Annotated in this window: 22 protein-coding genes; 20 read left to right on the top strand and 2 right to left on the bottom strand. The window is 50.6% G+C overall.

Features of this window, described 5'->3' with window-relative positions:
* Positions 1-74 precede the first annotated feature (74 nt).
* The 20 genes from rsmG (at position 75) to phoU (ending at position 21742) form a co-directional block, all read left to right on the top strand.
* On the top strand, positions 75-698 hold the full coding sequence (gene rsmG / locus CHU32_RS16345; RefSeq protein ID WP_103676386.1) for a 16S rRNA (guanine(527)-N(7))-methyltransferase RsmG: 624 nt from the start codon (positions 75-77) through the stop codon (positions 696-698).
* A 615-nt stretch (positions 699-1313) separates the two neighbouring features.
* On the top strand, positions 1314-1694 hold the full coding sequence (gene atpI, locus CHU32_RS16340; RefSeq protein ID WP_103676213.1) for a F0F1 ATP synthase subunit I: 381 nt from the start codon (positions 1314-1316) through the stop codon (positions 1692-1694).
* Positions 1695-1702: 8 nt separating this feature from the next.
* Positions 1703-2521, top strand: coding sequence for a F0F1 ATP synthase subunit A (gene atpB / locus CHU32_RS16335; protein WP_103676214.1), 819 nt, complete (start codon positions 1703-1705; stop codon positions 2519-2521).
* A gap of 47 nt (positions 2522-2568) precedes the next feature.
* A complete protein-coding gene (atpE, locus tag CHU32_RS16330; RefSeq protein WP_049839447.1) occupies positions 2569-2808 on the top strand; it encodes a F0F1 ATP synthase subunit C in 240 nt (79 codons plus the stop codon).
* Positions 2809-2869: 61 nt separating this feature from the next.
* The gene (gene atpF, locus CHU32_RS16325) at positions 2870-3340 is read left to right on the top strand and encodes a F0F1 ATP synthase subunit B (RefSeq protein ID WP_103676215.1); all 471 of its coding nucleotides are present in this window, start codon (positions 2870-2872) and stop codon (positions 3338-3340) included.
* Positions 3341-3354: 14 nt separating this feature from the next.
* Entirely contained in the window at positions 3355-3888 is a 534-nt protein-coding gene (atpH, locus tag CHU32_RS16320) for a F0F1 ATP synthase subunit delta (RefSeq protein WP_103676216.1), read from the top strand.
* Between the two features lie 12 nt (positions 3889-3900).
* Positions 3901-5442 (top strand): F0F1 ATP synthase subunit alpha, encoded by a 1542-nt coding sequence (gene atpA / locus CHU32_RS16315; protein ID WP_103676217.1) that lies wholly within the window; start codon positions 3901-3903, stop codon positions 5440-5442.
* Between the two features lie 50 nt (positions 5443-5492).
* Positions 5493-6356, top strand: coding sequence for a F0F1 ATP synthase subunit gamma (gene atpG, locus CHU32_RS16310; RefSeq protein WP_103676218.1), 864 nt, complete (start codon positions 5493-5495; stop codon positions 6354-6356).
* A 26-nt stretch (positions 6357-6382) separates the two neighbouring features.
* Positions 6383-7765 carry a F0F1 ATP synthase subunit beta gene (gene atpD, locus CHU32_RS16305; protein ID WP_103676219.1) on the top strand — a complete coding sequence of 461 codons (1383 nt, stop codon included), beginning with the start codon at positions 6383-6385 and terminating at the stop codon, positions 7763-7765.
* Positions 7766-7785: 20 nt separating this feature from the next.
* Positions 7786-8205, top strand: a complete 420-nt coding sequence (locus tag CHU32_RS16300; RefSeq protein WP_001251971.1) for a F0F1 ATP synthase subunit epsilon — start codon at positions 7786-7788, stop codon at positions 8203-8205.
* A gap of 172 nt (positions 8206-8377) precedes the next feature.
* A complete protein-coding gene (locus CHU32_RS16295) occupies positions 8378-9076 on the top strand; it encodes a Bax inhibitor-1/YccA family protein (protein ID WP_103676220.1) in 699 nt (232 codons plus the stop codon).
* Between the two features lie 278 nt (positions 9077-9354).
* Positions 9355-10725 carry a bifunctional UDP-N-acetylglucosamine diphosphorylase/glucosamine-1-phosphate N-acetyltransferase GlmU gene (gene glmU, locus CHU32_RS16290; protein WP_103676221.1) on the top strand — a complete coding sequence of 457 codons (1371 nt, stop codon included), beginning with the start codon at positions 9355-9357 and terminating at the stop codon, positions 10723-10725.
* A gap of 360 nt (positions 10726-11085) precedes the next feature.
* Positions 11086-12915: a glutamine--fructose-6-phosphate transaminase (isomerizing) gene (glmS, locus tag CHU32_RS16285; RefSeq protein ID WP_103676222.1), complete on the top strand. Its 1830-nt coding sequence runs from the start codon at positions 11086-11088 to the stop codon at positions 12913-12915.
* A gap of 524 nt (positions 12916-13439) precedes the next feature.
* Positions 13440-15743: a fimbria/pilus outer membrane usher protein gene (locus CHU32_RS16280; RefSeq protein WP_103676223.1), complete on the top strand. Its 2304-nt coding sequence runs from the start codon at positions 13440-13442 to the stop codon at positions 15741-15743.
* A gap of 122 nt (positions 15744-15865) precedes the next feature.
* Positions 15866-16843, top strand: coding sequence for a fimbrial protein (locus tag CHU32_RS16275; RefSeq protein WP_245880229.1), 978 nt, complete (start codon positions 15866-15868; stop codon positions 16841-16843).
* 263 nt (positions 16844-17106) lie between these two features.
* Positions 17107-18147, top strand: a complete 1041-nt coding sequence (gene pstS, locus CHU32_RS16270) for a phosphate ABC transporter substrate-binding protein PstS (protein ID WP_103676224.1) — start codon at positions 17107-17109, stop codon at positions 18145-18147.
* Between the two features lie 112 nt (positions 18148-18259).
* A complete protein-coding gene (gene pstC / locus CHU32_RS16265; protein WP_103676225.1) occupies positions 18260-19219 on the top strand; it encodes a phosphate ABC transporter permease PstC in 960 nt (319 codons plus the stop codon).
* Positions 19219-20109, top strand: a complete 891-nt coding sequence (pstA, locus tag CHU32_RS16260; RefSeq protein WP_103676226.1) for a phosphate ABC transporter permease PstA — start codon at positions 19219-19221, stop codon at positions 20107-20109. The genes pstC and pstA overlap by 1 nt, the downstream gene beginning before the upstream one ends.
* 119 nt (positions 20110-20228) lie before the next feature.
* A complete protein-coding gene (gene pstB / locus CHU32_RS16255; RefSeq protein WP_103676387.1) occupies positions 20229-21002 on the top strand; it encodes a phosphate ABC transporter ATP-binding protein PstB in 774 nt (257 codons plus the stop codon).
* A 14-nt stretch (positions 21003-21016) separates the two neighbouring features.
* Positions 21017-21742 carry a phosphate signaling complex protein PhoU gene (gene phoU / locus CHU32_RS16250; RefSeq protein WP_103676227.1) on the top strand — a complete coding sequence of 242 codons (726 nt, stop codon included), beginning with the start codon at positions 21017-21019 and terminating at the stop codon, positions 21740-21742.
* A gap of 41 nt (positions 21743-21783) precedes the next feature.
* Here the strand turns inward: phoU and CHU32_RS16245 are convergent, their stop codons facing one another.
* Together CHU32_RS16245 and cbrC are read right to left on the bottom strand one after the other, a co-directional pair.
* On the bottom strand, positions 21784-22689 hold the full coding sequence (locus CHU32_RS16245) for an ADP-ribosylglycohydrolase family protein (RefSeq protein ID WP_103676228.1): 906 nt from the start codon (positions 22687-22689) through the stop codon (positions 21784-21786).
* Between the two features lie 28 nt (positions 22690-22717).
* Entirely contained in the window at positions 22718-23305 is a 588-nt protein-coding gene (gene cbrC / locus CHU32_RS16240; protein ID WP_103676229.1) for a PF03691 family colicin E2 tolerance protein CbrC, read from the bottom strand.
* Positions 23306-23362: the final 57 nt, after the last annotated feature.

The raw sequence follows: 23362 nt of genomic DNA, 5'->3' as shown, positions 1-23362 counted from the left end.
CGTACCGGGCCTGCAACGTCAGCCAGATGGGGCAAAATCGTCATCTGGCAAATTATCGCAAACAGGTATGCACCGTGCTCAACAAACTCTCTCATCTGCTCGACAAAGCAGGTATTTCGCTCTCCGATCACCAGAAAAACCAGTTAGTTGCCTATGTCGATATGCTCGACAAATGGAACAAAGCCTACAATCTGACGTCGGTACGCGACCCGAACGAGATGCTGGTCCGTCATATTCTTGATAGCCTGGTTGTGGCACCTTACCTCGAAGGGACGCGTTTTATCGATGTCGGGACTGGCCCTGGCTTGCCCGGCATTCCCTTAGCCATTGTTTGTCCGCACGCGCAGTTCACCCTGCTCGACAGTCTGGGTAAGCGGGTTCGTTTTCTGCGCCAGGTCCAGCATGAGCTTAAGCTGACTAACGTGCATCCGGTACAAAGCAGGGTAGAGGCGTTTACGGCTGAACCACCGTTTGACGGCGTCATCAGCCGGGCGTTTGCGTCGTTAACGGATATGGTGCAGTGGTGCCATCATCTCCCTGGTACGCAAGGGCGCTTTTACGCACTCAAAGGCCAGTTACCTGATGAAGAAATCGCGCAACTTCCTGTTGAATTCAATGTGGAATCGGTGGTGAAACTCAGGGTGCCGCAACTGGAGGGGGAGCGTCATCTGGTGCTCTTGCGACACAACAAAATTTAATTTTTATCAAAAAAAGTAGAAAAAAAACGCACCTGACAATGTTAAATATTTGAGTAAGTAATGACGATAAGTTCTATTGATTTTAACTTGTGCTTAACTGTTTATTTGCGTTGATTTAACTTCGCTCTTTTTGTTAACCCTAAAAATAGTCAACATGGAAAATATCAGTCTGCTACAGATGTTCAAAGTGAATAACAGCGTGTTGTTAAATATTTATTATAAATGTCAATGAGGTGTTTATAGGAAGTATGCCGCTGTTTTGCAAACAATCGATTTTTTTACGTTGATATATCAAACAGTTGTACGTGAGACAGATAGTGCTCCTGTTTCATGGTTAAAAGCAGAAATGTTTATTATGTGATCTGGTGCACGCTTTATCATCAGGCTTTTCGCGTTATTGGGACTTTTGCCCGATCGTTCACCGTTTGATGAAAAGTTGAAAAATAGCACTCCAGAAAATTATTTAAACATTTATTCACCTTTTCGCTACTTATTGTTTGAAATCACGGGGCCGCACCGTATAATTTGACCGCTTTTTGATGCTTGACTCCGGGGCCCAAAGGACGTTTTATACGACACGCGGCATACCTCTTAGGGAGCAGGAGTAAAAACGTGATGTCTGTGTCGCTCTTGAGTAGAAACGTTGCTCGTAAGCTTCTGTTCATTCAGTTTCTGGCAATAATGGCAAGTGGATTGCTGTTTAGCCTCAAAGACCCCTTCTGGGGCGCTTCTGCGTTAAGCGGGGGCATGGCGGTGTGGCTGCCTAACATTATGTTTATGATTTTTGCCTGGCGTCACCAGGTAAGTACCCCAGCAAAAGGCCGGGTGGCCTGGAGCTTTGCGCTCGGCGAAGGCGTTAAGGTATTAGCGACTTTTGCCCTGTTGGTGGTGGCGCTGGCGGTTTTAAAAGCGGTTTTTTTACCGTTGATAGTCACGTGGATTTTGGCGCTGGTTGTTCAGATCGTTGCGCCAGCTGTAATTAACAACAAAGGGTAAGAGGCATCATGTCTGCAGGAGAAATCTCAACACCGCAGGAGTACATAGGCCACCACCTGAATAACCTTCAGTTGGACCTGCGTACCTTCACGCTGGTGGATCCGCATAACCCCCCGGCCACCTTCTGGACGCTCAATATCGACTCCATGTTCTTTTCGGTGTTATTGGGCCTGTTGTTCCTGGTGATGTTCCGTAGCGTCGCTAAGAAGGCGACCAGCGGCGTCCCCGGCAAATTCCAGACCGCTATCGAGCTGGTGATTGGCTTTGTTCACGGCAGCGTGAAAGACATGTATCACGGCAAGAGCAAGCTGATTGCTCCGCTGGCCCTGACGATCTTCGTCTGGGTATTCCTGATGAACTTCATGGACTTGCTGCCGATTGACCTGCTGCCATACATCGCTGAGCATGTCCTGGGCCTGCCAGCGCTGCGCGTGGTGCCGTCTGCGGACGTCAACATCACCCTGTCGATGGCGCTGGGCGTGTTCATCCTTATTCTGTTCTACAGCATCAAAATGAAAGGCATCGGCGGCTTCACGAAAGAGTTGACGCTACAGCCGTTCAATCACTGGGCATTTATTCCTGTCAACTTAATCCTTGAAGGGGTAAGCCTGCTGTCCAAACCGGTTTCTCTTGGTCTGCGACTGTTCGGCAACATGTATGCCGGTGAGCTGATTTTCATTCTGATTGCTGGTCTGTTGCCGTGGTGGTCACAGTGGATTCTGAATGTGCCATGGGCCATTTTCCATATCCTGATTATTACGCTGCAAGCCTTTATCTTCATGGTTCTGACGATCGTCTATCTGTCGATGGCGTCTGAAGAGCATTAATTTTACCACCACTAAATGTTTTAAACTGAAACAAACTGGAGATTGTCATGGAAAACCTGAATGTTGATCTGCTGTACATGGCTGCCGCTGTGATGATGGGTCTGGCGGCAATCGGTGCTGCGATCGGTATCGGCATCCTCGGGGGCAAATTCCTGGAAGGCGCAGCGCGTCAGCCGGATCTGATTCCTTTGCTGCGTACTCAGTTCTTTATCGTTATGGGTCTGGTGGATGCTATCCCGATGATCGCTGTTGGTCTGGGTTTGTACGTGATGTTTGCTGTCGCGTAGTAAGCGTTGCTTGTATAAGAAGCAATTATCAGAACGTTAACTCAATAAGAGGCATTGTGCTGTGAATCTTAACGCAACAATCCTCGGCCAGGCCATCGCGTTTGTCCTGTTCGTTCTGTTCTGCATGAAGTATGTATGGCCGCCGTTAATGGCTGCCATCGAAAAGCGTCAAAAAGAAATTGCTGACGGACTTGCTTCTGCTGAACGAGCTCATAAGGACCTGGACCTTGCTAAGGCCAGCGCGACCGACCAGCTGAAAAAAGCCAAGGCGGAAGCTCAGGTAATCATTGAACAGGCGAACAAACGCCGTTCTCAGATCCTGGATGAAGCGAAAACCGAAGCAGAGCAGGAACGAGCTAAAATCGTGGCGCAGGCTCAGGCAGAAATCGATGCTGAGCGTAAACGCGCTCGCGAAGAACTGCGTAAGCAAGTTGCTATCCTGGCTGTTGCCGGGGCCGAGAAGATCATCGAACGTTCCGTGGATGAAGCTGCTAACAGCGACATCGTGGATAAACTTGTCGCTGAACTGTAAGGAGGGAGGGGCCGATGTCTGAATTTGTAACGGTAGCTCGCCCCTACGCCAAAGCAGCTTTTGACTTTGCCGTTGAACACCAACGCGTTGACCGCTGGCAGGACATGCTGGCGTTTGCCGCTGAGGTTACTAAGAACGAACAAATGGCAGAGCTTCTTTCGGGTGCACTTGCGCCGGAAACGCTCGCTGAGTCGTTTATCGCCGTCTGCGGTGAGCAGTTAGACGAAAGCGGTCAGAACCTGATTCGGGTGATGGCTGAAAACAATCGTCTTAACGCGCTCCCGGATGTTCTTGAGCAGTTTATTCACCTGCGCGCAGCCAGTGAGGCTATCGCAGAGGTAGAAGTCACTTCTGCTACCGCATTGAGTGACGAACAGCTTACGAAAATCAGCGCCGCGATGGAAAAACGTCTGTCACGCAAAGTTAAGCTGAATTGCAAAATCGATAAGTCTGTAATGGCAGGAGTTATCATCCGAGCGGGTGATATGGTCATTGATGGTAGCGTACGCGGCCGTCTTGATCGCCTTGCAGACGTCTTGCAGTCTTAAGGGGACTGGAGCATGCAACTGAATTCCACCGAAATCAGCGAACTGATCAAGCAGCGCATTGCTCAGTTCAATGTGGTGAGCGAAGCTCACAACGAAGGTACTATTGTTTCTGTAAGTGACGGTGTTATCCGCATTCACGGCCTGGCCGATTGTATGCAGGGTGAAATGATCTCCCTGCCGGGTAACCGTTACGCTATCGCCCTGAACCTCGAGCGCGACTCTGTCGGTGCAGTGGTGATGGGTCCGTACGCTGACCTCGCCGAAGGCATGAAGGTGAAGTGTACTGGTCGTATCCTGGAAGTACCGGTTGGCCGTGGCCTGCTGGGCCGTGTGTTGAACACCCTGGGTGCGCCAATTGATGGTAAAGGTCCGGTTGATAACGACGGCTTCTCTGCCGTTGAAGCTATCGCACCGGGCGTTATCGACCGTCAGTCCGTAGACCAGCCGGTTCAGACCGGTTACAAATCCGTTGACGCCATGATCCCAATCGGTCGTGGTCAGCGTGAACTGGTTATCGGCGACCGTCAGACCGGTAAAACCGCACTGGCTATTGATGCCATCATCAACCAGCGCGACTCCGGCATCAAATGTATTTATGTTGCTATCGGCCAGAAAGCGTCCACTATCTCTAACGTGGTACGTAAACTGGAAGAACACGGCGCACTGGCGAATACCATCGTTGTGGTCGCCACCGCGTCTGAATCCGCTGCACTGCAATATCTGGCACCGTATGCCGGTTGCGCAATGGGCGAATACTTCCGTGACCGTGGTGAAGATGCACTGATTATTTATGATGACCTGTCTAAACAGGCTGTCGCTTATCGTCAGATCTCCCTGCTGCTCCGTCGTCCGCCAGGACGTGAAGCATTCCCGGGCGACGTATTCTACCTCCACTCCCGTCTGCTGGAGCGTGCTGCGCGTGTTAACGCTGAATACGTCGAAGCCTTCACCAAAGGTGAAGTGACAGGCAAAACCGGTTCTCTGACCGCCCTGCCGATTATCGAAACGCAAGCTGGTGACGTTTCCGCGTTCGTTCCGACCAACGTAATTTCCATTACCGATGGTCAGATCTTCCTGGAATCCAACCTGTTTAACGCCGGTATTCGTCCTGCGGTTAACCCGGGTATCTCGGTATCCCGTGTAGGTGGCGCAGCGCAGACCAAGATCATGAAAAAACTGTCCGGTGGTATTCGTACCGCGCTGGCACAGTATCGTGAACTGGCGGCGTTCTCCCAGTTTGCATCCGACCTTGATGATGCGACCCGTAAACAGCTCGATCACGGTCAGAAAGTGACTGAACTGCTGAAACAGAAACAGTATGCGCCGATGTCCGTTGCGCAGCAGTCTCTGGTGCTGTTTGCGGCAGAGCGTGGCTATCTGGCGGATGTTGAACTGGCGAAAATCGGTAGCTTTGAAGCCGCTCTGCTGGCCTACGTTGACCGTGATCACGCTCCGCTAATGCAAGAGATCAACCAGAGTGGCGGCTATAACGACGAAATCGAAGGCAAGCTGAAAGGCATCCTCGATTCCTTCAAAGCAACCCAGTCCTGGTAACGTCTGGCGGCTTGTCTTAGGGCAGGCCGCAAGGCATTGAGGAGAAGCTCATGGCCGGCGCAAAAGAGATACGTAGTAAGATCGCAAGCGTCCAGAACACGCAGAAGATCACCAAAGCGATGGAGATGGTCGCCGCTTCCAAAATGCGTAAATCGCAGGAGCGCATGGCGGCCAGCCGTCCTTATGCAGAGACCATGCGCAAAGTGATAGGTCACCTTGCGAATGGTAATCTGGAATATAAGCACCCTTACCTGGAAGAGCGCGACGTTAAGCGCGTAGGCTACCTGGTGGTGTCTACAGACCGTGGTCTGTGCGGTGGTTTGAACATTAACCTGTTCAAAAAACTGCTGGCGGATATGAAAGCGTGGTCCGATAAAGGCGTTCAGTGCGAACTCGCAATGATCGGCTCTAAAGGTGTCTCGTTCTTCAACTCTGTAGGTGGCAACATTGTTGCACAGGTCACCGGCATGGGAGATAACCCTTCCCTGTCCGAACTGATCGGTGCGGTAAAAGTGATGCTACAGGCCTACGATGAAGGCCGTCTGGACAAGCTTTATATTGTTAATAACAAGTTTATCAACACCATGTCTCAGGTTCCAACCATCACTCAACTGCTGCCGCTGCCCGCGTCAGAAGATGATGAGCTGAAGCGTAAATCCTGGGATTACCTGTATGAACCCGATCCGAAAGCGCTGCTGGATACCCTTCTGCGCCGCTACGTAGAATCTCAGGTTTATCAGGGTGTGGTAGAAAACCTGGCCAGCGAGCAGGCCGCGCGTATGGTGGCGATGAAAGCCGCTACCGATAATGGCGGCAGCCTGATTAAAGAGCTGCAGTTGGTATACAACAAAGCTCGTCAGGCCAGCATTACTCAGGAACTCACCGAAATCGTCGGTGGCGCGTCTGCGGTATAACCAGGTTAATACGTAGAGGATTCAAGATGGCAACTGGAAAAATTGTCCAGGTAATCGGCGCTGTTGTTGACGTCGAGTTCCCTCAGGATGCGGTACCAAAAGTGTACGACGCTCTTGAGGTACAAAATGGTAATGAGCGCCTGGTGCTGGAAGTTCAGCAGCAGCTCGGTGGCGGTATTGTTCGTACTATCGCAATGGGTTCTTCTGACGGCCTGCGTCGTAGCCTGGAAGTAACTAACCTCGAGCACCCGATTGAAGTCCCGGTAGGTAAAGCTACCCTGGGCCGCATCATGAACGTACTGGGTCAACCAGTAGACATGAAAGGCGACATCGGTGAAGAGGAGCGTTGGGCGATCCACCGCGCAGCACCTTCCTATGAAGAGTTGTCAAACTCTCAGGAACTGCTGGAAACCGGTATCAAAGTAATCGACCTGATGTGTCCGTTCGCTAAGGGCGGTAAAGTCGGTCTGTTCGGTGGTGCGGGTGTAGGTAAAACCGTAAACATGATGGAGCTGATTCGTAACATCGCGATCGAGCACTCCGGTTATTCCGTGTTTGCGGGCGTGGGTGAACGTACTCGTGAGGGTAACGACTTCTACCACGAAATGACCGACTCCAACGTTATCGACAAAGTATCCCTCGTGTATGGCCAGATGAACGAGCCGCCGGGAAACCGTCTGCGCGTGGCATTGACCGGTCTGACCATGGCGGAGAAATTCCGTGACGAAGGTCGTGACGTTCTGCTGTTCGTCGATAACATCTATCGTTATACCCTGGCCGGTACGGAAGTATCCGCACTGCTGGGTCGTATGCCTTCCGCGGTAGGTTATCAGCCGACGCTAGCAGAAGAGATGGGTGTTCTGCAGGAACGTATCACCTCCACCAAAACCGGTTCTATCACCTCCGTACAGGCGGTATACGTACCGGCGGATGACCTGACTGACCCGTCACCAGCCACCACCTTTGCGCACTTAGATGCAACTGTGGTACTGAGCCGTCAGATCGCATCTCTGGGTATCTACCCGGCCGTTGACCCGCTGGACTCCACCAGCCGTCAGCTCGATCCGCTGGTAGTTGGTCAGGAACACTACGACACCGCGCGTGGCGTACAGTCCCTGCTGCAGCGTTATCAGGAACTGAAAGACATCATCGCCATCCTCGGTATGGATGAACTGTCTGAAGAAGACAAACTGGTGGTAGCTCGCGCACGTAAGATCCAGCGCTTCCTGTCCCAGCCGTTCTTCGTGGCAGAAGTATTTACCGGTTCTCCGGGCAAATACGTCTCCCTGAAAGACACCATCCGTGGCTTTAAAGGCATCATGGAAGGCGAATACGATCACCTGCCGGAGCAGGCGTTCTACATGGTCGGTTCCATCGACGAAGCCGTGGAAAAAGCCAAAAAACTTTAACGCCTTAATCGGAGGGTGATATGGCAATGACTTACCACCTGGACGTCGTCAGCGCAGAGCAACAAATGTTCTCTGGTCTGGTCGAGAAAATCCAGGTAACGGGTAGTGAAGGTGAACTGGGTATTTACCCGGGGCACGCGCCGCTACTCACCGCCATTAAGCCTGGTATGATCCGCATCGTGAAGCAGCACGGTCATGAAGAGTTTATCTACCTGTCAGGCGGCATTCTTGAAGTGCAGCCTGGTAGTGTGACCGTACTGGCTGATACCGCGATTCGCGGCCAGGATCTCGACGAAGCGCGAGCACTGGAAGCGAAACGTAAGGCTGAAGAGCACATTAAAAGCTCTCATGGTGACGTGGATTACGCTCAGGCATCTGCGGAACTGGCCAAAGCGATCGCCAAACTGCGCGTTATCGAGTTGACCAAAAAAGCGATGTAACACCGGCTTGAAAAATCTAAGCCAGCCTGATTTCAGGCTGGCTTTTTTTATGGCGCTCACCTCTCCTGGTCATTCCAGCTACAGACAGGGGTTATATTTGTCACCCTATCCACAGAATGTTATTTTACCTGTCGTGACTATTTCTTGGGTTATTATGTGAGGGATCATCAATATGTCATTCAAGCCATTTTTTGCAGGCCCACAACCTGGGCTGCGTAGCGATCGTGCTACCTTCATTCGTCAGGCCTACTTACATCTGGCCGGTGCGGTTACAGGGTTTATCGTTCTGAGCGGCATGTTTATGTCTACCGGCCTTGGTGCCAAAATGCTGGAAGTGCTGATGGCAGGCGGTAAGTACGGCTGGCTGGTGGTGCTGGGTGCCTTTATGCTGGTCAGTATGCTGGCAACCCGGCTGGCCGATAATGCCAGCTCAAACCAGACACAGCTTATTGGCCTTGGAATTTATGTGCTTGCTGAAGCGCTAATTTTCGCCCCACTGTTAACACTTGCGGCCTTGATAAATCCATCCATCATTGCGGGCGCGGGAATTACTACGCTACTGCTGGTTGGGGGATTAACTTTTACCGCCTTTACCACTAAAAAAGATTTTTCGTTCATGGGTTCTTTTTTATCCATGGCCGCCTTTATCGCGCTGGGAGGCATCGTAGCCAGTGTGATTTTCGGTTTCTCAATGGGCGTGTGGTTTAGTGCAGCAATGGTATTACTGTGCGCAGGTTTTATCCTGTATGACACCTCTAATATCATTCACCATTATCCGGTTGATCGCCCGGCTGGCGCGGCGCTGCATCTGTTTGCTTCTATCGCGACGATGTTCTGGTACGTGCTGCGTATTTTTATGTCGCGTAACTAATCTCACCTGCCATTGGAAATGCAATAAAACCAGCGCCTGGGCCGCTGGTTTTATTCTTTCTTTGTGAATAAAAAAAATATCTAAAACAATCACTTTTAAAGAAAATAATGCCTGAATAGTAAAATTCATGCGATAAATACCTCTCTTGTCATTGATAATCACCCTGTTATTTCGCCACGTTGCGTATTTTCAAGGCGCTTCATTTTCTTGTGAAAAATATGTAGAGTTTTCAACGGGAAAGTTATCTACTTCTTACTTACATTACAGTCAGGACGCGTATGGCAAACAATGCGATGAGCGTAGTGATCCTTGCCGCAGGCAAAGGCACGCGCATGTATTCCGATCTCCCTAAGGTGCTGCATACCCTGGGTGGCAAGCCCATGGTGCAACATGTCATTGATGCAGCTAACCATATAGGGGCGACGAAGGTTCATCTGGTCTATGGGCACGGTGGCGATTTGCTTAAGCAAACCCTGCGTGATGACAATTTGAATTGGGTGCTCCAGGCAGAACAACTCGGCACCGGTCACGCGATGCAGCAAGCCGCGCCGTTCTTTGCTGATGATGAAGACATCCTGATGCTTTACGGTGACGTTCCGCTAATCTCCATTGAGACACTGCAACGCCTGCGTGACGCTAAACCGCAGGACGGCATTGGTCTGCTGACCGTTAAACTTGATGACCCGACAGGCTATGGTCGCATTACCCGTGAAAACGGCAAGGTGACGGGTATCGTCGAGCATAAAGATGCGACGGATGAACAGCGTCAGATTCAGGAGATTAACACCGGCATTCTGATCGCCAACGGCGCGGATATGAAACGCTGGCTGGCGAAGCTGAACAACAATAACGCGCAGGGCGAGTATTACATTACCGATATTATTGCCCTGGCCTGGCAGGAAGGAAACGGAATCGCCGCCGTTCATCCCGATCGCCTGAGCGAAGTGGAAGGCGTTAACAATCGCCTGCAACTTTCACGGCTGGAGCGTGTTTATCAGTCTGAGCAGGCAGAAAAACTGCTGCTGGCGGGCGTGATGCTGCGCGATCCGGCGCGTTTTGATCTGCGCGGTACGCTACAACACGGGCGCGATGTCGAAATTGATACTAACGTTATTCTTGAAGGCAACGTGACGCTGGGTAATCGCGTGAAAATCGGCGCGGGCTGCGTTATCAAAAACAGCGTGATTGGCGATGATTGCGAAATCAGCCCTTACAGCGTAGTGGAAGACGCACGGCTTGACGCCGCCTGTACCATCGGGCCATTCGCGCGCTTGCGGCCTGGCGCAGAGCTGCTGGAGGGCGCTCACGTTGGCAACTTTGTTGAGATGAAAAAAGCGCGTCTGGGAAAAGGCTCGAAAGCAGGTCATCTGACCTACCTGGGCGATGCGGAAATTGGCGACAACGTGAATATCGGCGCAGGTACGATCACCTGCAATTACGATGGTGCGAATAAATTCAAAACCATTATTGGCGACGATGTCTTTGTTGGCTCTGACACTCAACTGGTGGCTCCAGTCAGTGTGGGCAACGGCGCGACCATTGCCGCAGGCACCACCGTGACGCGCAACGTCGCTGATAATGAACTGGTATTAAGCCGCGTGCCGCAGACCCATAAAACCGGCTGGCAGCGCCCGGTGAAGAAAAAGTAATGATGTCGTCGGATGGGGCTTCGTTTGCCGCGTTCGATGATATTTTGTAGGCCGGATAAGCGTCAGCGCCATCCGGCATGCAGGCCAGGGTAGAGGAGAGAAATATAACTCTCCCGCCCAAAAGCAGTACCTATAAAAATAACCCCACTCTCTACAAGGCTCGGGGTGCCCGGAAAACGGGTATTACCCAAAGTATTTCGCGCTGTAGCAAGGCGGCAAGCTTGGGAATCTACGGGAGCTTACTAAAGTAAGTGACCGTAGTGAGCAAGCGTAGCCAACGCAGCTACAGAGTGAAAGACGAAGGGGAAACAGGTTGACCGACAACGCATGGCGTAAAGCCAAAATCGGAATCAAAAAACTATGTGTGGAATTGTAGGCGCTATCGCGCAGCGTGATGTAGCGGAAATCCTTCTCGAAGGTTTACGTCGTCTTGAATATCGTGGCTATGACTCTGCCGGTCTGGCAGTGGTTGACAATGAAGGGAACATGACCCGTCTGCGTCGTCTCGGTAAAGTACAAATGCTATCTCAGGCGGCGGAAGAACACCCGCTGCATGGGGGAACCGGTATTGCTCACACTCGCTGGGCAACGCATGGTGAACCGTCAGAAAGCAACGCGCACCCGCATGTCTCTGAACACATTGTCGTGGTACATAACGGCATCATCGAAAACCATGAACCACTGCGTGAAATGCTGAAAGCGCGCGGTTACACCTTTGTCTCCGAAACTGATACCGAAGTGATTGCTCACTTAGTGCATTGGGAGCTGGAGCAGGGCGGTACTCTGCGTGACGCGGTTTTACGTACCATCCCGCAACTGCGCGGCGCATACGGTACGGTGATCATGGATACCCGTAAACCGGATACCCTGCTGGCCGCCCGTTCAGGTAGCCCGCTGGTTATTGGACTCGGCATGGGAGAAAACTTTATTGCCTCCGACCAGCTGGCACTGCTGCCGGTGACGCGTCGCTTTATCTTCCTTGAAGAGGGCGATATTGCAGAAGTAACCCGTCGTACTGTCTCTATTTTCGATAAAACCGGCGCGCAAGTGAAACGTCAGGATATTGAATCCAACCTGCAATATGATGCGGGTGATAAAGGTATTTATCGCCACTATATGCAAAAAGAGATCTACGAACAGCCGAATGCCATTAAAAACACCCTGACCGGACGCATCAGCCATGGTGAGGTGGACTTAAGCGAGCTGGGTCCAAATGCGAACGATCTGCTGGCGCAGGTTGAGCATATTCAGATCATCGCCTGCGGCACGTCCTATAACTCTGGTATGGTCTCGCGCTACTGGTTTGAATCGCTGGCCGGTATTCCGTGCGATGTCGAAATTGCTTCCGAGTTTCGCTATCGCAAGTCTGCGGTGCGTCGTAATAGCCTGATGATCACCCTGTCTCAGTCTGGTGAAACGGCGGATACGCTGGCCGGTCTGCGTCTTTCCAAAGAACTGGGCTATCTGGGTTCGCTGGCGATTTGTAACGTACCGGGTTCCTCTCTGGTACGGGAATCCGATCTGGCGATGATGACCAATGCCGGTACCGAAATCGGCGTGGCCTCCACCAAAGCCTTCACCACCCAGTTGACCGTGCTGTTGATGCTGGTAGCGAAACTGGCGCGTCTGAAAGGTCTGGATGCCTCCGTTGAGCACGACATTGTTCACGGTTTACAGGCGTTGCCGAGCCGTATTGAGCAGATGCTGTCGCAGGATAAGCGTATTGAAGCGCTGGCTGAAGATTTCTCTGACAAGCATCACGCACTATTCCTTGGCCGGGGCGACCAGTATCCGATTGCGCTGGAAGGCGCGCTAAAGCTGAAAGAGATCTCGTATATTCATGCTGAAGCGTATGCGGCAGGCGAATTAAAACATGGTCCGCTGGCATTAATTGATGCGGATATGCCGGTCATTGTTGTTGCGCCGAATAACGATCTGCTGGAAAAACTGAAGTCCAATATTGAAGAAGTGCGCGCCCGTGGCGGTCAGCTCTATGTCTTTGCCGATCGGGATGCTGGCTTCTCCAGCAGCGATAATATGCACATCATTGAAATGCCGCATGTTGAAGAGGTGATTGCGCCAATCTTCTACACCGTGCCATTACAGTTGCTGGCGTATCACGTTGCGTTAATCAAAGGGACGGATGTGGACCAACCGCGTAATCTCGCGAAGTCTGTAACTGTTGAATAACATTCCTTTCATTAATAATGCTGCATAATCTTATGCAGCATTCCCTTTTTTGCCGTATTTTTTTAAATTTTTAGTACCTGAAAAAGACATTTAAGGTAAAAGAGATACGTGTTGTAACTTTTTAGATCATAAACTGATCGCTTTAACAAGTTTGCGGCTATAAATTATTGCTTACTTATTCATTACGAATAATATATCATCATGATGAATGTAGTTTTATTGTGGATTTTTTTGTTGGTTTAAAATTATCGTTTTTTTGCGCATTAGCTCATTCTTGTTCGAAATATAGCATAAACATAAATTTATTCTGAAAAATAGATAATGTAAATTGTATAATACAATGCGGTAATATAAGATATGTAATATGTTTGATTATATGATTTTTTAATCGAACTTGCCCCTTTTTCATCCGCCTTATTTATAACCCTCCTTTAAATAATTTTTTATATGGTGCTTTTTTTATATAAGTCTATAATCCCGCCCCGCAATTCCTTGACGGATTTTTATAGTGAATAATTAAGCTGATGGACAATATAAAATATTATGGAGTAAGTTTAATAAAACGTAATTTAATTTCTGGTGTTCTGGCCTCTTATGGCGTTAAAGTGGACGCCTTACCTTCATTACAAAAGGTGGATAATACGGCATGTGTCGATCCTACACCTTTAGTTCCGGGCGCAACATGGTCACTGGATGCGAACAGGCTTGCGTTAATCGTCTCAATACCTCAATTGTACATTGATAATTTTGCCCGTGATTACATCAGCCCCACCCGTTGGGATGAGGGTATTAACGCAATGATGATGAACTATGATTTTTCAGGTTCTCATACTTTGCGGTCAGAATATGACGAGGATGATGACTATTATCTGAATTTACGTAATGGGATTAACATCGGTGCATGGCGCTTGCGTAACTACAGTACGTTGAATGCCACTAATAGTGATGCTGAATATAATTCTATCAGCACCTACATGCAGCGTAATATTGCGGCATTACGTAGTCAGATCATGGTGGGTGATACCTGGACGGCCAGCGATGTTTTTGACAGTACCCAGGTTCGCGGTGTGCGGTTGTATACTGATAACGATATGTTGCCCGCCAGTTTGAACGGTTTTGCGCCGGTGGTCCGTGGTATCGCAAAAAGCAATGCGACCGTCATTATCCGGCAGAATAATTATGTGATTTATCAATCCGCTGTGCCTCAGGGCGCATTTGCGATTACCGATTTGAACACTACCAACAGTGGTGGCGATCTGGATGTCACCATTAAAGAAGAAGACGGCAGCGAACAACACTTTACTCAGCCCTATGCCTCGCTCGCTATCCTCAAGCGTGAAGGACAGACCGACATTGATATCAGCGTCGGGGAAATGCGTGATGACGAAGATTACAAGCCCGATGTCCTTCAGGCGCAGATACTGCACGGTTTGCCATGGGGCTTAACTGTCTATGGCGGGGCGCAGGCTGCGGAAAATTATTACTCTGCGGCATTCGGCGTGGGGAAGGATCTGGGTGATATCGGCGCTATTTCAGTCGATGTGACGCATGCACATTCGCAGTTTGATGGTGGTGAAGATGAAAGCGGACAATCGTATCGTTTCCTGTATTCCAAACGATTTGATGATACGGATACCTCGTTCCGGTTAGTCGGCTACCGTTATTCAACGGAAGGTTATTACACGCTCAATGAATGGGCATCACGGCAGGACGATGATAATGATTTCTGGTTAACAGGAAATCGGCGTAGTCGTATAGAAGGCACATGGACTCAATTTTTTGGTCCGGGTTTTGGGAATATGTATCTCACCCTCAGTCGTCAACAATACTGGCAAACTAACGAAGTCGAACGCTTATTACAGTTCGGGTACTCCAATAACTGGCGGCAAGTATTATGGAATATCTCCTGGAACTACACCGATTCGCTTACGCGTTATGCATCGGATGACGGTTATTCTTCTCGTAATGATGATGATGGTAAAGAACAAATTTTCATGCTGTCGATTTCTGTCCCGCTGTCTGGCTGGATGAGTAACAGTTATATCGATTATTCTTTAACCCAGAATAATCATAATGAAAGCACCATGCAGGTTGGGTTAGGAGGGACGGCCCTCGAAGGCAATAACCTGTCTTATAATTTGCAGGAGTCCTGGACGAGTTCACCGGAAGATGTTTACAGCAGTAACGCCAATATGAACTACGATGGTACTTACGGTTCTGTAAATGGCAGTTATGCATACAGCAAGGATTCGCAGACGCTTAACTATGGCGCGCGTGGCGGCATTTTGGTTCATGGTGATGGTGTTACATTTTCACAGGAATTAGGCGAAATGGTAGCCCTGGTTGAGGCACCAGGGGCGAGTGGATTAGCCATAGAAAATGCGACCGGGGTAGCTACCGACTGGCGCGGCTATACCGTGAAAACACAAATGCATCCGTATGATGAAAACCGGGTAGCCATTGATGGCAACTATTTCTCCCGGGCAAATGTTGAACTGGAAAATACGGTGATTAACCTGGTGCCAACGCGTGGTGCCGTGGTTAAAGCCGAGTTTGTGACCCACGTGGGTTATCGAGTTTTATTTAATGTAATGCAGGCCACGGGCAAACCGGTTCCTTTTGGGGCGATGGCGACAGCAGAATTAACATCTGGAACTGTGACAGGGATCGTGGGGGATAATGGTGAGTTATATTTATCCGGTATGCCAGAACAAGGATCGTTTTCTCTTAATTGGGGAAGAGAAAATGCTACGCGCTGCGCTATTAATTATCATATTGCGCCGCCTCAAGGCTCTGAATTAGTCCAGACCACTGTGATTTGTCAATAAGGATATTATAATGTATTTGCGGATGGTGTTACCTTTGTTTATTTTGCTGGTTTCAATACCTGGACTGTGTCTGGCTGAAAACCAGAATGGCACATGTCAGCCTATGGTTGACGGGCAATATCATGTCTATAATCATTCCCCTGAATGACGTAACGGTTAATGGTGAGTATAATAAAGCCGGGACAGAGATTACAAATATTACAACATTAACCTCAGGGGGGAATTATGAAATAATTTGTAAGTGTTTGGATCGGTATTCAGCAACTTTTAGCAATGTTTATTACACGGCCAGAGTGCCTTCACTTCCTGTGGACACTACCAAAGGTGACAGAACGTATTATACGCTGAACGAAAATTTAAGTATTGCTACAGAAATTTATATACACAATCGTGGATTTTCACCCGTTCCTTTTGAGGGGGTGAGAAATGATGCAGAAAGGAGTGGATTTTGTTATACCGATCTTACCCCCCATTCTGGTAATCCGGCGCTGTTAGAGACAGGCTCTCAGATTAAAGTAAATTTTCTGATTAATAAACCCTTTATTGGTAAAGTAATCATCCCTTCTGTTATTGTCGCCGATTTGTACGGTGGTATTGATGATGCTTCCTCAAAAATTAGTTCGGATATTCTTGCTGAAGTCAAAATTAGTGGCAGCATTGTTGTGCCGCAAACTTGTGAAATTGCCGCGGGGCAGAATCTGGTTGTAAATCTAGGCAAGATACCCACCACGAAATTTTCAGCGACAAAAGGTGAGATCGTGCCTGACAATAAAATAACCAAAACTATTCAGGTGCGGTGCACTGGCATGGAGGATGAAGATATTGTCTACTCCACCTTTAGAGCCGAGCCTGTTGATGCTGACGGTACCATGATGAAAGTTCAGGGTAATGAAGATGTCGGGATTGCTATTTTCGATAAATGGAATAAGCGGGTAAATGTGAATGGCGGAGCTATGGATATGGATATAGGGCAGAATGTCAGGGGAGCAGAAAATAACTCACTGACCTTCTCTGCCGCGCCAGCCAGTGCAACCGGGGCGACACCACAGCCGGGTACCTTTACGGCTGACGCCACTATCACGCTCGAAATTAAAAACTAATCAGAATGTTTGCAGTGTTAACAGTTAGGCGGCTCCAGGATTGGCCGCCTTTTTTTATTAACAATACCCAACTTGTGAAGCATTACCCCCGGCTTTCAGCTAATCTGCACGGTGTGTAGGTTACAACGGGATGACGGACTGACCCTGAAAAACTCGCCTGTCATTAAACTGTCATATACCTTACATATAACTGTCACCTGATTGTCCTATTTTGCTCCTCGTAGCCACTTAACAATGATTTACGAATCCCAGCAGGAGACATTATGAACGTTATGCGTACCACTGTCGCAACGGTTGTCACCGCGACCTTATCGATGAGCGCTTTCGCTGTTAACGCGGCGGCAAGCCTGACAGGCGCAGGTGCAACTTTCCCTGCGCCGGTGTATGCCAAATGGGCCGACACCTACCAGAAAGAAACCGGTAGCAAAGTAAACTACCAGGGTATCGGCTCCTCCGGCGGCGTAAAACAGATCATCGCCAACACCGTTGATTTTGGTGCTTCCGATGCTCCTCTGTCCGATGAAAAACTTCAGCAGGAAGGCCTGTTCCAGTTCCCGACCGTGATTGGCGGTGTGGTGCTGGCGGTTAACATCCCGGGCCTGAAATCCGGTGAGCTGGTACTGGATGGTAAAACGCTGGGTGACATCTACCTCGGTAAAATCAAAAAGTGGGATGATGCGGCTATCACCAAACTGAACCCAGGCCTGAAACTGCCTTCACAGAATATCGCTGTGGTTCGCCGTGCGGATGGCTCCGGTACCTCCTTCGTCTTCACCAGTTACCTGTCGAAAGTTAACGACGAATGGAAATCGAAAGTTGGCGCTGGCTCTACCGTAAACTGGCCGACCGGTCTGGGTGGTAAAGGTAACGACGGCATCGCCGCCTTCGTTCAGCGCCTGCCTGGCTCTATTGGCTACGTAGAATATGCTTATGCTAAGCAGAACAATCTGGCGTATACCAAACTGGTTTCTGCTGACGGTAAACCGGTCAGCCCGACCGAAGACAGCTTCGCTAACGCTGCAAAAGGCGTGGACTGGAGCAAATCCTTCGCCCAGGATCTGACTAACCAGAAAGGCGATGATGCGTGGCCAATTACTTCCACCACTTTCATTCTGGTGCACAAAGAGCAGAAAAAACCTGAGCAGGGCGCTGAAGTGCTGAAGTTCTTTGATTGGGCTTATAACGATGGCGCTAAACAGGCCAACGACCTGGATTATGCTACCCTGCCGGATAACGTGGTTGAGCAGGTTCGTGCTGCATGGAAAACCAACGTGAAAGACAGCAGCGGTAAAGCGCTGTACTAATCAGATATACCGACGAAAATGGCGGCTGGCGCAGTGCCTCCCGCCTGGAGGCCCGGTAAGCGTCAGCGCCACCGGGCAACTTCGTAAGGCGTCGTTAACTAAAGAGTGATTTATGGCTGCAACCAGGGGTGTAATTAACCCACCGGGTAAAAAGGGTGACATGATATTCAGCGCGCTGGTAAGACTGGCTGCGTTGATAGTGCTATTTATGCTGGGCGGCATTATCGTCTCTCTCATCATCTCGTCCTGGCCCAGTATTGAGAAGTTTGGATTCTCGTTCCTGTGGACCAAAGAGTGGGATGCCCCGAACGATATCTACGGTGCGCTGGTGCCCATTTACGGTACCCTGGCGACGTCTATTATCGCCCTGCTGATTGCGGTTCCTGTCAGCTTTGGTATCGCACTTTTCCTGACCGAGCTGGCACCCGCCTGGTTGAAACGTCCGCTTGGCATTGCTATTGAACTTCTGGCTGCCATCCCCAGCATTGTTTACGGCATGTGGGGCCTGTTTATTTTCGCGCCGTTATTTGCGACGTACTTTCAGGAGCCGGTCGGTAATATCCTGTCCAACATTCCATTTGTTGGTGCTCTCTTCTCCGGCCCGGCCTTTGGCATTGGCATCCTGGCGGCAGGCGTCATCCTCGCCATCATGATCATTCCCTATATTGCCGCCGTTATGCGTGATGTCTTCGAACAAACGCCGGTAATGATGAAAGAGTCCGCCTACGGTATCGGCTGCACCACCTGGGAAGTTATCTGGCGCATTGTTCTGCCGTTCACCAAAAATGGCGTGATCGGCGGCATAATGCTCGGCCTGGGACGTGCGCTGGGTGAAACCATGGCGGTAACGTTCATCATTGGCAATACCTACCAGCTCGACAGCATTTCACTGTACATGCCGGGTAATAGTATTACGTCTGCTCTGGCGAATGAATTTGCCGAAGCGGAATCTGGCCTGCACGTGGCAGCGCTGATGGAACTGGGTCTGATCCTGTTTGTGATTACCTTTATCGTGCTGGCAATCTCGAAATTCATGGTGATGCGTCTGGCGAAAAACGAGGGAGCACGCTGATGGCCACTCTCGACATGCAACATACCGCAGAACTGGCGGAATCCCGCCGCAAGATGCAGGCTAAACGGCGCATGAAAAACCGTATTGCCCTCACGCTCTCAATGGCGACGATGGCATTCGGGCTGTTCTGGCTTATCTGGATATTGATGTCCACTATCGTGCGCGGCTTTGACGGAATGTCGCTGGCGTTGTTTACCGAAATGACGCCACCGCCAAACACCGCAGGTGGTGGTCTGGCGAACGCCCTGGCGGGTAGTGGGCTGTTGATTCTGTGGGCGACCGTTTTAGGTACACCGCTTGGCATTATGGCGGGGATTTATCTGGCGGAGTATGGCCGTAAATCCTGGCTGGCTGAGGTGATCCGCTTTATTAACGACATCCTGCTCTCCGCCCCTTCCATTGTGGTAGGGCTGTTCGTTTATACCGTGGTCGTGGCGCAGATGCAGCACTTCTCCGGCTGGGCGGGCGTGATTGCCCTGGCGCTATTGCAGGTGCCGATCGTTATTCGTACCACGGAAAATATGCTCAAACTGGTACCGGACAGCCTGCGTGAAGCGGCGTACGCGCTGGGCACGCCAAAGTGGAAGATGATTTCGGCGATTACCCTGAAAGCCTCGGTCTCCGGCATTATGACCGGTATCCTGCTGGCGATTGCGCGTATTGCGGGTGAAACCGCACCGTTGCTGTTTACCGCACTCTCCAACCAGTTCTGGAGCACCGACATGATGCAGCCCATCGCTAACCTGCCGGTCACTATCTTTAAGTTTGCGATGAGCCCGTTTGCGGAGTGGCAGCAGTTGGCCTGGGCCGGGGTGCTGATCATCACACTATGTGTCTTGTTGCTGAACATCCTGGCGCGCGTCATTTTCGCGAAGCAGAAACACGGTTAAAAACGACAGGCCCTGTCCGGCCTGTAATTTGTACAGCTTTGTAGGCCTGATAAGCGCAGCGTCATCAGGCATTATTGCACGGCGTGGCGGATGCGGCGCTGGATGAGGAAAAGAGTGAAATGAGTATGGTTAATACAACTCCGGGTAAGATTCAGGTTCGTGATTTGAACTTCTACTACGGCAAATTCCATGCCCTGAAAAACATTAACCTGGAGATTGCAAAAAACCAGGTAACGGCGTTCATCGGGCCGTCAGGCTGCGGCAAATCCACGCTGCTGCGCACCTTCAACAAAATGTATTCGTTATACCCGGAGCAGCGTGCGGAAGGCGAAATCCTGCTGGATGGCGACAATATTCTCACCAATACCCAGGATATCGCCCTGCTACGCGCCAAAGTCGGAATGGTCTTCCAGAAGCCAACGCCATTCCCGATGTCGATTTACGACAATATAGCCTTTGGCGTGCGTCTGTTCGAAAAGCTTTCCCGTGCCGATATGGACGAGCGCGTACAGTGGGCTTTAACCAAAGCCGCTCTGTGGAATGAAACTAAAGATAAGCTTCACCAGAGCGGGTACTCTCTCTCCGGTGGTCAGCAGCAGCGTCTGTGCATCGCACGCGGAATTGCGATTCGCCCGGATGTCCTGCTGCTGGATGAGCCGTGTTCAGCGCTGGACCCGATCTCTACCGGGCGCATTGAAGAGCTGATCACTGAATTAAAACAGGACTATACCGTGGTGATTGTCACCCACAACATGCAGCAGGCCGCACGTTGTTCCGATCACACGGCGTTTATGTATCTTGGCGAGCTGATCGAGTTCAGCAACACGGACGATCTGTTTACCAAGCCCGCCAAAAAACAGACTGAAGATTATATCACCGGCCGCTACGGTTGATTCAGGAGTGCGTCATGGAAAACCTTAATCTCAACAAACACATTTCTGGCCAGTTCAACGCTGAGCTGGAACATATTCGCACCGAAGTGATGACGATGGGCGGCCTGGTAGAGCAACAGTTATCGGATGCGATCACTGCCATGCATAATCAGGACAGTGAGCTGGCGAAACGCGTCATTGATGGTGACAAGCAGGTCAATATGATGGAAGTCGCCATCGATGAAGCCTGTGTACGCATCATCGCCAAGCGTCAGCCGACAGCGAGCGACCTGCGTCTGGTGATGGCGATTATCAAAACCATTGCCGAGCTGGAACGCATTGGCGATGTGGCAGACAAAATTTGCCGCACCGCGCTGGAAAAATTCTCTCAGCAGCACCAACCGTTGCTGGTGAGCCTGGAATCGCTGGGACGTCACACTGTACAGATGCTCCACGACGTGCTGGATGCTTTCGCGCGAATGGATCTCGACGAAGCGGTACGCATTTACCGTGAAGATAAAAAAGTGGATCAAGAATATGAAGGCATTGTGCGCCAGCTAATGACTTATATGATGGAAGATCCACGCACCATTCCCAGCGTGTTGACCGCGCTGTTTTGCGCTCGCTCTATCGAACGCATCGGCGACCGTTGTCAGAATATTTGCGAGTACATCTTCTACTTCGTGAAGGGGCAGGATTTCCGTCACGTTGGCGGCGATGAGCTTGATAAGTTGCTGGCAGGCCGCGATCCGAAAGAGTAACTTTTTCATGCCGGGTAGCAAAAACCACCCGGCAAGAATTATTATGGCTGCGGCTTTTCAAGCAACTGCCGCGCCAGCGCATCAATATCCTCGTACTGCCACAGCTGATCCCGCCACGCCCGCGGAATGCCTTCAACGCCATAAAATGCGCCAGCCAGTTGACCCGCTATCGCGGCAGTCGTGTCGGCGTCATCACCCAGGTTGGCGGCCATCAGGATCGTTTCTTCAAAATCTGCGCCGTGATAAAAACACCATAGCGCGGCTTCCAGGCTTTGTACGCAGTAGCCGGTGCCGTGAATGGCTGAACGCGGTTTCTGACGATAGCTACCCGCCGCAATCTGGCGCAGATTCTCCTGGACTGGCAGTTCTTCTGTGTCGGCGAGAATAGCGTCTTTGTCTTTTCCGCTCAGCGCATTCATTAAGTACTGCGCGAAGAGGCGACAACTGGCGATGGCTTCCGGCGCGGCGTGAGTGGTGCGCGAAGAGGCTTCAGAAAAATCCAGCGCCTGAGCGCGATCGGGATAGTAATACAGCACCGCCGGCGCAAGGCGCATCAGGGAGCCATTACCGGCGGTGTCCGGCGCTTCGGAACCGGCATACGGATTGCCGTCGAGCGCGAATTTGCCCAGCGCACGGGCAACGGTGCCACCGATGTCGAAGCATTCGCCGGTGGAGCTAAAATAGCCCCAGCGCCACCAGTTGAGGTAGCGATTCATCTGATCGGTCGCATCAAAACCCCGGCAGGTAATCAGGCTTTGCGTGAGACACAGCGCCATTGACGTATCATCCGTCCACTGTCCGACCTTCAGATTAAACGGGCCGCCTCCCTGCATGGTAGTCAGCGGCGTAAAGGAATCTTTAGCCCGAAACTCAACGGTCGTCCCTACCGCGTCGCCGCAGGCCAGGCCAAGTAAACAGCCCTGATAGCGGGCCAGTAAATCGGGCATAAACGTTACTCCTTAATTTGACTACCGATCATGAAAAATCGGCCCATAAGCGTAATTTGCCACATGTCAGGCAGCGAAACAGATAGCCCTGACAATCGCCGTCGTTATAAAGATATTTCGGCAAATCCTCGTAAGCCATGCCGAATTCCGCACAGTCGTCCTCAAGGCTGGCAAACTCAGCAAGACGATCTTTAATCTCTTCCCAGCCCACGTAGCCGAGAAACGCGCAGAAGTCGCCGCAGTGCGCCAGCCAGTGCTCTTGTTGCCAGCCGCGATAGCCAGGCGTGCGCTCAGTCAGTTCTTTGAGCATCTCGTCAGAATAAGGGATCTGGACGCCGTTAAACTCCCCGTCTTGATCATACTGCGCTTCTACCCCTTCAATGCTGGCATCATCCTGAAAACTGCCTTCATATTTTTCAGCGGCTTTCCCGTCGGCGATACACCACGGGCAAAGATGGTCAATATCCTCAACGCTGTAAAAGGGGTTAGTGTAATAAACAGGCGTCGGCTGCTCGCAGCAGTCGCAGGTGACGGTCTTATCCTGCTCAAACGCGCCAGTTTGTAGCGGCTGTGGATGATATTTAAATACCGGTAGCGGCTTGTGAATGGTGGTCATAAAACATCCTGTCAGTGCCATTAATGGTCGCAACTACGTTAAAACAACCCGTTCTGA

Source organism: Superficieibacter electus, assembly GCF_002915575.1.
GTDB lineage: Bacteria > Pseudomonadota > Gammaproteobacteria > Enterobacterales > Enterobacteriaceae > Superficieibacter > Superficieibacter electus.
Note: the sequence above shows the minus strand (reverse complement) of the source record. Positions and strands in the feature narration are given on the sequence as shown.